This window comes from Deltaproteobacteria bacterium (assembly GCA_026388545.1).
Classification (GTDB): Bacteria; Desulfobacterota; Syntrophia; order Syntrophales; family UBA2185; genus JAPLJS01.
In genome coordinates this window covers 1-12208 of the sequence record JAPLJS010000104.1, presented here as the reverse complement: position 1 = coordinate 12208, position 12208 = coordinate 1, and the positions used below count along the sequence as shown (strand labels likewise).

At 37.6% G+C, this 12208-nt stretch carries 10 protein-coding genes; 7 read left to right on the top strand and 3 right to left on the bottom strand.

Annotated elements, in window-relative coordinates:
• Positions 1–5: 5 nt before the first annotated feature.
• Positions 6–455: a D-aminoacyl-tRNA deacylase gene (dtd, locus tag NTW12_11975; GenBank protein MCX5847051.1), complete on the bottom strand. Its 450-nt coding sequence runs from the start codon at positions 453–455 to the stop codon at positions 6–8.
• A gap of 313 nt (positions 456–768) precedes the next feature.
• Here dtd and NTW12_11970 point away from each other — a divergent pair, with 313 nt between their 5' ends.
• The 7 genes from NTW12_11970 (at position 769) to ybeY (ending at position 9014) form a co-directional block, all read left to right on the top strand.
• Positions 769–2115, top strand: a complete 1347-nt coding sequence (locus NTW12_11970) for a cobalamin-dependent protein (GenBank protein MCX5847050.1) — start codon at positions 769–771, stop codon at positions 2113–2115.
• A gap of 176 nt (positions 2116–2291) precedes the next feature.
• The gene (locus tag NTW12_11965; protein ID MCX5847049.1) at positions 2292–2780 is read left to right on the top strand and encodes a hypothetical protein; all 489 of its coding nucleotides are present in this window, start codon (positions 2292–2294) and stop codon (positions 2778–2780) included.
• 296 nt (positions 2781–3076) lie between these two features.
• Positions 3077–4579: a pitrilysin family protein gene (locus NTW12_11960; protein MCX5847048.1), complete on the top strand. Its 1503-nt coding sequence runs from the start codon at positions 3077–3079 to the stop codon at positions 4577–4579.
• Positions 4580–4795: 216 nt separating this feature from the next.
• Complete coding sequence (locus NTW12_11955) at positions 4796–6013, top strand: pitrilysin family protein (protein ID MCX5847047.1); 1218 nt, start codon at positions 4796–4798, stop codon at positions 6011–6013.
• The gene (locus NTW12_11950) at positions 6010–7272 is read left to right on the top strand and encodes a M20 family metallo-hydrolase (GenBank protein ID MCX5847046.1); all 1263 of its coding nucleotides are present in this window, start codon (positions 6010–6012) and stop codon (positions 7270–7272) included. Before NTW12_11955 ends, NTW12_11950 begins: the two co-directional genes overlap by 4 nt.
• A gap of 106 nt (positions 7273–7378) precedes the next feature.
• The gene (locus tag NTW12_11945; protein ID MCX5847045.1) at positions 7379–8383 is read left to right on the top strand and encodes a PhoH family protein; all 1005 of its coding nucleotides are present in this window, start codon (positions 7379–7381) and stop codon (positions 8381–8383) included.
• A 157-nt stretch (positions 8384–8540) separates the two neighbouring features.
• A complete protein-coding gene (ybeY, locus tag NTW12_11940) occupies positions 8541–9014 on the top strand; it encodes an rRNA maturation RNase YbeY (GenBank protein ID MCX5847044.1) in 474 nt (157 codons plus the stop codon).
• Between the two features lie 8 nt (positions 9015–9022).
• Here the strand turns inward: ybeY and NTW12_11935 are convergent, their stop codons facing one another.
• Complete coding sequence (locus NTW12_11935) at positions 9023–10954, bottom strand: LysM peptidoglycan-binding domain-containing protein (GenBank protein ID MCX5847043.1); 1932 nt, start codon at positions 10952–10954, stop codon at positions 9023–9025.
• Between the two features lie 112 nt (positions 10955–11066).
• A protein-coding gene (gene prfB / locus NTW12_11930) for a peptide chain release factor 2 (protein ID MCX5847042.1) occupies positions 11067–12156 on the bottom strand; the annotation gives its coding sequence in 2 pieces (ribosomal slippage) (positions 11067–12086 and positions 12088–12156; 1089 coding nt in all).
• Between the last annotated feature and the right edge of the window lie 52 nt (positions 12157–12208).

Sequence of the window (12208 nt, the reverse complement as noted above, 5' to 3'; positions counted from 1 at the left end):
ATCTTTTAAAATGTTTTTTTGCTGTCAAGCAGCACGGTTACCGGGCCGTCGTTTACCGATTCTACTTTCATCATGGCCTGAAATTCACCGGCAACTACATCATTAATTATTTCGCTGGTTTTGCTTATAAAATATTCATAAAGTTTCTTTGCTTCTTCCAGTTCTTCAGCGCATATAAATGAAGGTCTTCGGCCCTTTCGACAATCACCGAGAAGGGTAAATTGAGAGACAACGAGCATCTCTCCCTTTATGTCAAGGAGAGACAGGTTCATCTTCCCATCAGCATCTTCAAATATTCGTAAATTTATAATTTTTTCGAAAAGATAGTTCGCATCATTAATACTATCAGCTTTTTCTATGCCGAGAAAAACAAGGATTCCCTTTCCGATAGTAGATATTATCTTGCCTTCAACACTGACCGTTGCCCTGTCGACCCTCTGAACAACAGACCTCATATCCATTCATATCCTTAGCTTGTTTGGACGGCATGTTAGCAATAATCAATTAATGCTTCAAGTCTTTTCTCGGCTACTGCTGTTCGGTATTCATTGATTTGTTTTGTTAGGAAAGTTAATGAGTTATGTGTTCGTAATGTTCCGCCTGACAAGCATGAAGAAACGTTACATACTGTATTTTTTAGATATAATAAAAAATACAGTATGTTATATTCTATAATAAATATTGTGTTGAGAATTTTATTATATTTTTTATCATGTCTCAGAGTTGTATATTTGATAAATCACTCATAAATATGCTATATTCTATTATATGAAAAAAAATATTCTTCTTATAAATCCATGGATATATGATTTTTCAGCTTATGATTTCTGGATAAAACCACTTGGACTTCTTTATATTGCAAGTTTACTCCGTAAAAATGATTATAAAGTCCGTTTTATAGACTGCTTGAATCCAATTCATTCACTGTTAAAAAAAGAAACAAATATCAAATTGCCTAAGAGGAATGCTTTCGGACACGGTAAATTTCCCCAAGAAATTATCCCCAGACCGTATCCCCTAAGATCTATTGAGAGACGATATCATCGATATGGCATAACACCTAATATTTTTTATGATGAACTGAATTTATGTGATAGGCCGGATATAATTCTCGTCACATCTATGATGAGTTACTGGTACCCGGGGGTATTTGATGTTATCAATATTACTAAACAATCATTTCCTGGAATACCAATTGTTTTGGGGGGAATATACGCCACACTATGTCCTGAGCATGCATCAAAATCAGGAGCCGATTTCACGGTATCAGGTGAAGGTGAAAAACATATTCTCTATTTATTAAAAGCATTGTTTAATCTTGATCCGATTTATGTTCCTGACCATCAAAATCTGGATTCATTGCCCTACCCTGCTTTTGATCTCTTACCTTTAAAAGATCAGGTTCCTATCCTAACGTCGAGGGGCTGTCCTTGTATGTGTACATATTGCGCCTCTCATATATTAAATGATAATTTCAGACAGAGAGACCCTATAAAAGTAGTTGATGAGATCAGCTTTTGGAATAAACACTTCTGCGTAAATCATTTTTCTTTCTATGATGATGCCCTATTAATAAACCCTGAACAAATGGCGATACCCATGCTTGAAGAAATAATCAAAAGAGAGTTGCCGTGTAAATTTCACTGTCCAAATGGTCTCCATCTTTCTGAAATAACGGAGAATCTGAGTAGTCTGATGTACATGGCGGGATTTAAAACCATTCGTTTCGGCTTTGAGTCGTCAAATCTAACGACACAGATAAATACGGGCGGAAAAGTCTGTAATGAGCAATTAAAAATTGCGGTCAGTAACCTGAAAGAAGCAGGGTATAAGTCCGAAGATATAGGTATTTATTTACTGTGTGGAATGCCTGGACAAGAAGCTTCAGAAGTTCTTGATAGCATTCATTATGTGCAATCATGTGGTGCGAAACCAATTATTGCTGAATATTCTCCTATTCCGAATACGGCGTTATGGGAATCATCAGTAAATGCATCACAATTTGACCTTGAAGGAGAACCACTTTTTCACAATAATTCGTTACTTCCCTGTAGGAGCGAAAAATTAACGTTAGAAATGTATCAAGAGTTAAAAATGCTGTCAAAATATCATTAATATTTAGCATTGTTTCACTTCCGAAATCGTGATATTTATAAATAGAGTGCAATGGATGGTTGGTTAAAGAAATGAAATACTGCTTTTTTCTCCCAATCTGCTTATTCGTATTTTCACATGCTTCCCTAAATGCTGACTGTATAAAAGGGAATTGTGAAAATGGTCAAGGAACCTATATGCATATTGATGGTTCAGTTTTTGAGGGTCAACATAAAGATGGTAAACGTGATGGAGAAGGGACTTACATGTACCCCGATGGTACAAAGTATATTGGTCAATTTAAGGAAAGCAGTTTTAATGGAAATGGAATTTATATCCTCTCTAACGGAGAACAATATGAAGGTGAATTCAAGGATGGTAAACGTGATGGTTCCGGAATCTATTCCTATACAGACGGTTCAAAATATGAAGGACAGTTCAAAGAAGATAAGCGTCATGGAAGTGGAACATACACTTATGTTGATCGTGTACAGTATATTGGTGAATTCCAAGATGATTACCGCAATGGACAGGGTGTTTTGCTCTTTCATGACGGGAAAAGAATAGATGGTAAATTTAAAAACGATAAACTCGACGGTATAGGTATTATGACGTATCCTGATGGGAGAAAGTTTAAGGCAGAACAGACAAACGATAATACATTTAAGATCATATTTAACAAATAAAATTACAAATGATGATCGTATATACTATTTGATTACATTTTGAATATGTTATGAAAGAATAAGTTTTATGGGTTCATGGTTTTGGTGGGGAAAGAACATCTTTATCGCATTATTTTCGTTATTATTTTTGCTGTTTGGCATCCAAGCACTTATTTCATCATATAGCATGAAAAATCCGCTTGAGTTTATTATGTGTTTTTTCTCATCAAGCCTGATAATTCTGATCAGTATTGTAGGAATAATTTATCCTTCCTTTCGTATAAAAGCAATACTGAAACTCCAAAAGATGGATGAAAATGGAAAATAAATATGAGGGGGTATTGATATGTATAATTGTATCAATACTTCTTTTTACCAGTATACCGTCAGTGGGATTTTCATATGAACTGGAGAAGAGGGTTACGTCATATACACTACAAAACGGTTTGAAAATTCTCATGGTAGAGAGGCATTTAAGCCCTACCGTTTCCTTTTACATACGGCATTGTGTGGGTGCCGTTGATGAAGATAATGGCAGAACCGGTACGGCTCATCTTTTAGAACACATGATGTTTAAGGGAACAAAAACATTAGGCACGAAAAATTACAATAAGGAAGATAAAATTCTCAGACTGATTGCTAAAACAGGGAAAAATCTTGATACTGAGATAATGAAAGGGAACCGTGCCGATGCAAAGCTTATTGAATCGCTAACCAAACAGGTAGAGATATTACAGCAAAAACATAAAGAATTATTTGTGGAAAACGAAATTGACAGGCTCTACACAGAAAATGGAGCAGATGATATGAATGCATCCACGGGACAGGATATGACAACGTATCATGTCAGCCTTCCCTCTAATAAAATTGAACTTTGGGCCAGAATCGAAGCAGATAGAATGACAAACCCTGTCTTTCGCGGATTCTATTCTGAACGAAATGTGGTCATGGAAGAACGAAAACAGAGGGTTGAATCTGATCCTGAGGGCCAGTTATATGAACAGTTCCTAGCTACAGCATATATTGCCCATCCGTATAGAAGACCGATACTGGGCTGGAGCTCGGACATGAGATTTTTGAGCCTCGAATACATGGAGGCTTTTTTTAAAAAATACCATGCACCGAACAACACTGTCATTGCAATTGTAGGAGATATTGATCCAGTAAAAACCCTCATAATTATCAAGAAATACTTCGGTTCTATCCCTAGCCGTAATTTAAATCCATCACCTGTTACAGAGGAACCTTCACAAAAAGGCGAACGTCGTTTCAATATTTCATCTGATGCTAATCCTCAGATGATTCTGGGTTATCATAAACCGACGATACCCGATTTTGATGACTATGTATTTGATATGATAGAATGTATCCTTTCCAAGGGAAGGACATCGAGATTCTATAAATCACTTGTTGAGAAAAAGACCCTTGCCGAAAGTATACATACAAACAACGGCGTACCGGGGGCAAAATACCCGAATCTTTTCATAATATTTGCAAAACCGCGCCATCCGCATACCAACGCCGAGGTGGAGTTGGCTATCTATGAAGAAATTGAAAAAATCAAAACAATAGCGATTTCTCACAGAGAATTAGAAAAGGCGAAGAATCAACTCAAGGCTGATTTTTTAAGAAATCTGGAGTCTAATTCAGGACTCGCAAATATGCTTTCCTATTTTGAAATCCTTGTCGGGGATTATCGATATATCACAAATCACATTAAAGTAATTGAAAAGATTACACCTGAGGACATCATGAGTGTATCAAGAAAATATATGATCCCTGAAAACAGGACGGTGGCAAATATTGTTAAGAAGAAATGATATTAAACGATGAAGCAACGTATTTTATTGTCGGTTTTATTATTGAATCTATTGTTGAGCACTGCTGTTTATGCTACGGTAACTTCACGTATTCCTCTTACCAATCCCGATAACCTTCAGAATCAACCGATCGATTTCAGTCCGCCACAGGCACAAAGGGTAGTCCTTGATAATGGTATCATTCTCTATATATTTGAAGATCATGAACTCCCACTGTTGAATATATCTGCCGTTATCAGAACCGGTTCCAATCATGATCCCCTTGGAAAAGAAGGTCTTGCCGACATAATGGGCACGGTAATGAAAACCGGAGGCACTCTTGCCTTGTCCGGTGACGCCATCGATGATGCATTAGAATTTATTGCCGGTACTCTTACGGTTTCAATGAACCGAGAGTCAGGGTCGTTCAATCTTTCCATTCTAAAAAAAGATTTGGATGAAGGACTTAATATCTTTTCTCAGATACTTACAAATCCTTTATTTGAAGAAAACAAACTGAAACTGACAAAAAATTTAAAAAATGAGGAACTCAGAAGAATTGCTGATGATCCCCAAAAACTGGCTTTCTTGGAATTTAAAAAACTCCTGTACCACAATAATCCAGCAGGGAGATTTCCTTCAATCACATCTGTTAATAGCATTAAAAGAGATGATCTGAACCAATTTTACAAAAGATTCTTTTATCCCGAAAACATTATGATAGCGATTTCCGGAGATATTTCAAAAGAAGAGGCTATCGCTAAAATCAGGCAGTATCTTGGAGCGTGGAATGTATCGAAAAAATATCACGATATTTCACCCATACCCCTAAAACAGAAAGGGCAAATCTATTTTTTATTCAAAGATATTCCTCAATCTATAATTATCTCTGGTCAATTTGCACCAGGCAAAAAAGAGCCAGAGGCATATCCATTTGATGTACTTGATTTTATTGTTGGTAGTGGCGGTTTCAGGTCACACATATTTCAGGAAGTAAGAAATAACCTGGGCCTTGCATACAGTACCGGAAGTTTTTATTCTAAGAAGAATGAATACGGGGTTTTTGGGGCTTATGCTATGACAAGGTCCGAATCAACTGCCAAAGTGATTTCAATAATCCGTTCAATCATAAAAGATGTAAGAACAAATGAAGTAGATAAAAACGAACTTGAATGGGCGAAAAAATCCATCAATAACAACTTTATTTTCTCTTTTATATCGGCAGAACAGATTGCTTATCAGCAGTTAATGATTGAATATGAAAAACTGCCAACAGATTATCTTACAACGTACAGAGACAAGATCGCAAAGATTCAGGCAGAAGATCTGAAAAAAGTAGCCATTAAATATTTATCACCGGATGAAACTGTAACCCTCGTTGTGGGGAACGAAAGTACTTATAATCAATTGATTTCCACCTTTGGAAATGTCATAAAAATAGAAAGGATACTATGATTGATACAACGGCTTACGAAAATATTGCCAGACGTATCGATACCTATAAAGACGACATGGTGAGAATGCAAATTGGCCTCACAGCTATTCCTGCCATCTCTCCGGATAATGGTGGGGATGGTGAATATAATAAGGTGCAGTATATTTTATCCAGTCTCGACAAGATGGACTTTAAGAACATCATTGATATTAACGCCCCTGATGGAAGGGTTTCCTCGGGCATCCGTCCGAATATCATCGTAACAATACCCGGTAAAAATACACAAAATACTGTTTGGATTCTGACACATACCGATGTTGTGCCACCGGGAGAAATGGGATTATGGGATGAAGACCCCTTCCATTGTTATATAAAGGACGGGAAATTATTCGGGAGAGGTACGGAAGACAATCAGCAGGATATGGTAGCATCAATATTTGCGGTAAAAGCTTTTTTAGATGAAGGTATGGTACCGGAATGTTCAGTAGGCCTGGCTTTTGTTGCCGATGAGGAAACAGCAAGCAGTTTTGGTTTATCATATGTTTTGGAAAATGAAAAAAATCCTTTTCAAAAAACAGATATTATAGTGATTCCTGATTCGGGAAATAAAAATGGTACAATGATCGAGATAGCGGAAAAAAGTATCTGCTGGCTTTGTTTCAGAACCATTGGAAAACAGTGTCATGCCAGCAGACCTGACCTTGGGAAAAACGCATTTCAAGCTGCTTCTCATCTTGTGGTTTCTTTAAATAACCTTCATCATGTATTTAATGCATCTGATCCTTTTTATCAGCCCCCGACAAGTACTTTTCAACCATCAAAAAAAGATCCCAATGTCCCCAACATCAATACTATTCCCGGAGAAGATATATTCTATATGGACAGCAGAATCCTTCCCCAGTACCGTTTATCTGATGTATTTCATGAAATAAGGAAAATGGCTCATGAAATTGAAAGGAAATTCGATGTTACCATTGAAATAAGGACTATTCAGGAAGTTCAGGCACCTCCTCCGACTCCACATGACGCCCCTGTTGTCATAGCCCTTCAGGAAGCCGTTAAGCACGTTTATAATGTTCATGCTAAACCACAGGGGATAGGCGCAGGGACTATTGCCGCTGTTTTTCGTAAAAACAGCTACCCTGCTGCTGTATGGTCCAAGGTTAATCATACTGCCCATCAGACAAACGAAAACTGCCTTATTTCCAATATGATTGGAAATGCCAAAGTATATGCTCACCTGTTTTTGCAAAAGGAGATTTTGACGAGGCAAAAATAGTTGCAATCAGAAATCGTGCATGATAGCATTGTAGCAGAAAATAGTTAATATAAAGAAAACAATATCTACCATTACCCGCTAGTTTATAACGAGGTCCTATATTTACTTGAAGAGAAGCCCCGATTTCATTGCGGTTAACAAGATAAATTTTACGGACAACAATCTCCTGAAAAGCCTTTTCGGAGAACACGACAGGAATATAAAACTAATTGAAAAATTGGTGCCGGTTAAGTTAGTTATACATGGAAATAGCTTATCCATCACCGGAGAAAAGATTTCAGTAGATCTTGTACATAATCTTATTGTTCAACTCTATTCGTTATTAGAGAAGGGATATCCAATTTTTCCCGCCGATATCGATTACGCCCACAGGATACTCTCCAGTAATAACACAATAAACCTTGAGCAGATATTTCTCGATACCGTTTTTATTTCTTCCAAAAAACGTTTAATTACCCCCAAGAGCATAGTTCAGAAACTTTATATTGATCTAATCAGAAAATACGATATAGTTTTTGCTATTGGTCCAGCAGGGACAGGCAAAACATACCTTGCTATGGCAATGGCTGTTTCTGCTTTGCTTGAAAAGAAGGTTAATCGTATTGTGTTGGCAAGACCTGCCGTTGAGGCCGGTGAAAAACTTGGCTTTTTACCGGGTGATCTTGCAGAAAAGGTTAACCCGTATCTCAGGCCACTGTATGATGCACTTTTTGACATGATTGATTTTGATAAGGCGTCGGCTCTTATTCATAAAGGTGTCATTGAAGTTGCTCCTCTTGCGTTCATGCGAGGCAGAACATTGAATGATTCGTTTGTTATCCTTGATGAAGCACAGAATACGACCTCTGAACAGATGAAAATGTTCCTAACGAGATTGGGATTCGGGTCAAACGCCGTCATTACAGGTGATATAACACAGATAGATCTCCCACATGATAAAATATCCGGTCTTATAGAGGCGGAGACAATCCTAAAAAAAACAGAAGGGATCAAGTTTGTCCATTTCTCAGATATTGATGTGGTGAGGCATCCCCTTGTCCAGAACGTGATTAGGGCATATAATCACCTTGACCGAGCAAAGAGCAAAAGTAAAAAACAATTATCGAGATGATACTTAATAATCTCAAACTAACCCACATCTTCAAAATTATTAAATCAAAAATAAATCAAAAAAGTATAATACCCGATTTTGCGAGAAAAATTGCATTCCAAAGTTGGCATCTTCCACCAAAGAATTGATTATCCCGAACCGGTTATTCTAGAATTTAATGGCAGCAAAAAAGAAAACAACGTCAATACTGATCGAAGACAGGCAAAAAACAATAAACGTTGATCTTCGGCATGTACGGCGAGTAATGAATATAATTTTAAGTTATCTTCAATGTGAAGATAAAGAAATCAGCCTGCTTTTTGTTGATGACAATGAAATAAGAGAAATTAACAGCCGTTATTTAAATCGGGATTATCCCACGAATGTTATCAGCTTCTCTCTTGCAGAAGGAGAATTTGGGAATATAAATCCTAACATCCTCGGTGACATTGTTATTTCTGTGGAAACAGCAATGAAAGATGCCGATGAAGCTGGTATCGAATTCAATGATGAGCTGGAATTCCTTATGATTCATGGTATCCTTCATTTACTTAATTACAACCATGAAAATACAAGCAAAGATAAGGCACAGAAAATGAAAGAAAAAGAACAGGAACTCTTCACCATGTTGAAAGGTTATCAGATTGAATAATAGTGATATTATTTCACGATTATAACCTGCCCCGGATGTATGTTATCTTCACGGGCTAATTTATTGATTTCAAGTATTTTATCAAGGCTTACTCCATTTTTCTTCGCAATTTTGTCCAAGTTATCTCCCTTTTGAACAGTATATTTTTTTGACACGGTAGTCGTAACCACCTCCTTGCCTTTCTTACTCCCTTTTTTAGGAGTTTCTTTATCGGCGCTGTTGCTTTGTTGCTTTTCCGCGTTTCTGGAACTAATCATGATGACCTGACCGGGTTTGAGGGTTTTTCTGTTTTTAAAATTATTTAATCTTTTAATTTCATTAACAGAAGTATCAAAACGCCTCGCAACAGATGACAGTGTATCGCCTTTTTTAACCGTGTATTTGCTTAATTCTCCGTTTGTCTGAATATTTACATTGTCAGTTCTTTGAGTTGATTTAACTTTTGCATAGTTAGATCCCTGAACAGGTATAACCAACCGCTGACCGGCCTTGATCTTTTTTCTGCCGGATATGTTATTATAGGTCATAATCGCACTTACAGACGTTTTAAATTTCCGAGCGATTGAAACGATGGTTTCTCCACGTTTTGCCTTATAATTGATAAATACCTGGCGGGGTTTTTCACATTTTGGAATTTCATTTACAACCCTGGCAAATTTTTCGGCCATTTCCGGGGGCACTTTGAGATTATATTCTTTGTCAGGTGTGATTTTTTGTCTTAGTTCCGAATTAAGGGAAATAAGAATATCATCAGATGCTCCGAGGTAATGTGCAATATCCTGTAAACGCATGGATTTCTGCGTTTTTACTGTTTCATAGCGGTAGGAGCCTTGTTTATCAAAACCTTCATTTAGATCAATACCGTACTTTTTGGGATCTCTTATTATTTGTAGAGTTGCTAAAAAACGGGGTACATAACGCGCCGTCTCATAAGGAAGTTGGTGATAAAGGTCCCAGAATCGATCAAAATAATTGATATGTTGCCTTGATATAACTTTAAGAACCCTTCCTTCTCCACAGTTGTATGCGGCCAGAACTGTTAGCCAATCACCGAACATACCGTGCAGTTCCTTTAAATAATCTATGGCCGCCCTGGTTGATTTTTCGACATCCATTCTTTCATCAATCCATTCGTCACGGTTCAGTCCATATTTATAACCTGTGGACGGAATAAATTGCCATAGACCTAGGGCACGCGCACGGGATAACGCGTGAATTTTAAATCCACTTTCAACGAGGGGAAGCCACGATAACTCTTCAGGCAACCCCGCTTTTTTTAACTCCCTCAAAATAATGGGACGATAAAGGCCAGAACGACCGTATGACTGGATAAAAAAATCTTTCTCTACTGTTTGAAAGAGCCTGATTTCTTTCTCTATATCCGAGTTGACGATATGCGGTATTTCACTTCTTTGACCATTTGTAGTTGTATGCTTCGATGAGTAAATCGTAAGGAGTTGCTTTGATATCAGTAAACGCATGTCGTCTTTTTGACGAGCTATATCCGGTTCTCCATTTGTATCCAGTATCAGTGCATAAGCCTGATCGAGCAGGTCCAGGGCATTTTCCAGATCGTCCTTGACCCAGTAAGCTCTCGACTCATTAAGCAATTCAAGAGCCTCTTCCATTACATCCCTGCCCTTTTCTGCCCTTTTCTGCTCTTTCAACATCCCATTTGAAGGAGACGCGTTTTTCAGTTCCGATGATGTGTCTTTAATGGACTGTTCTTTTTGCTTTTGATTAGAGGGATCTTCAATAACGGTGAAATCTATCGTCTTTTGTACATTATTAGTGCCTGCTAATTTCTCGGCCGTAATAGCTTTGCGGGATGTTTCCTTTCCTGTTATTGTCTGTCCATATGCATCACCAATAAAACTAATTTGAGTGAAAAAAAAGAGCATGGTTATAATTGACAGGAGAAAAAAGCTTTCTCTCGACATCTCGATGGACTCCTTTCTATTTGTATATGTTTACATCCAAACAACTTTAGTAACCGAGTTGTGAACGGCAGATCGCATATACCACATTTTAAAATTTCCACATACAGTTTAATTAAGTCAACAGATATGCCTCAATAAGATCATCTATGTCACCATCTAATACCCTGTTTACATTGCCAATCTCCATGTTTGTTCGATGATCTTTAACGAGTTTATAGGGGTGAAGGATATATGATCGAATCTGGCTTCCCCATGCAATGTCTTTCTTATCCTTGTTCATTTCATCAATTTTCTTTTTTTGTTCCTGAAGCTCCATTTCATACAGCCGCGATTTCAAGAATTTCATTGCGATAGCCTTATTCTTATGCTGAGATCGTTCATTCTGGCATTGTACAACGATGCCCGTTGGTAAATGGGTAATTCTCACTGCTGAATCTGTCTTATTAACATGCTGTCCCCCTGCTCCGGTAGCTCTATACGTATCTATGCGAAGATCTTTTTCATCAACCTCTATAACTATTTCATCATCAACTTCAGGATAGACAAACACGGAGGCAAATGAAGTATGTCTGCGAGCACCCGCATCGAAAGGTGATATCCTCACCAACCTGTGAATCCCGATTTCTGCCTTGGCATAACCATAAGCATATCCGCCTTCCATAGTTATGGATACGCTCTTGACACCGGCTTCATCTCCGGGTTGATAATCAATAATGCTGGTTGAAAATCCCTTCCTTTCCGCCCATCGTAAATACATTCGTAAGAGCATTTCCGCCCAATCCTGAGCTTCTGTCCCGCCGGCACCCGCATGAATTGTCATGATAGTATTCATAGGATCCTGCTCTGAACCCAGCATCAGTTTGAACTCTTCATCCCTTACAGATGATTTAAGCTTATCAGTGTCTTTTTCAATCTCTTCTAGCATTGTTTCATCATTTTCCTCGCAAGCCAGATTATACAACATTTCTATATCATTGATATTGCGCTCAAGCTTTTTCCAGTTATTGACAATAATCTCCAGCTTGTTCTTATTCTTGAGGGTTTCGCGAGCTTTTCCCTGTTCACTCCAGAAATTCTCATTCTGAGAAGTTTTTTCCATATCTTTGATTTGATTATTCTTCTCAATGACGTCAAAGACATTCTCCGAGATGGTCTATTCTCTTTTTTAAATCGCAAATGGTTTCAGAAAGTCCTGCCAACATCATTTTTCCTCCTCAAACTTATTAAAATACAACACATTAAGGATATCGTGCA

Excerpts from the sequence above, each read along its gene's own strand:
- dtd (MCX5847051.1), bottom strand. The coding sequence starts at position 455 with ATGAGGTCTGTTGTTCAGAGGGTCGACAGGGCAACGGTCAGTGTTGAA.
- NTW12_11970 (MCX5847050.1), top strand. The coding sequence starts at position 769 with ATGAAAAAAAATATTCTTCTTATAAATCCATGGATATATGATTTTTCA.
- NTW12_11965 (MCX5847049.1), top strand. The coding sequence starts at position 2,292 with ATGCATATTGATGGTTCAGTTTTTGAGGGTCAACATAAAGATGGTAAA.
- NTW12_11960 (MCX5847048.1), top strand. The coding sequence starts at position 3,077 with ATGGAAAATAAATATGAGGGGGTATTGATATGTATAATTGTATCAATA.
- NTW12_11950 (MCX5847046.1), top strand. The coding sequence starts at position 6,010 with ATGATTGATACAACGGCTTACGAAAATATTGCCAGACGTATCGATACC.
- ybeY (MCX5847044.1), top strand. The coding sequence starts at position 8,541 with ATGGCAGCAAAAAAGAAAACAACGTCAATACTGATCGAAGACAGGCAA.
- NTW12_11935 (MCX5847043.1), bottom strand. The coding sequence starts at position 10,954 with ATGTCGAGAGAAAGCTTTTTTCTCCTGTCAATTATAACCATGCTCTTT.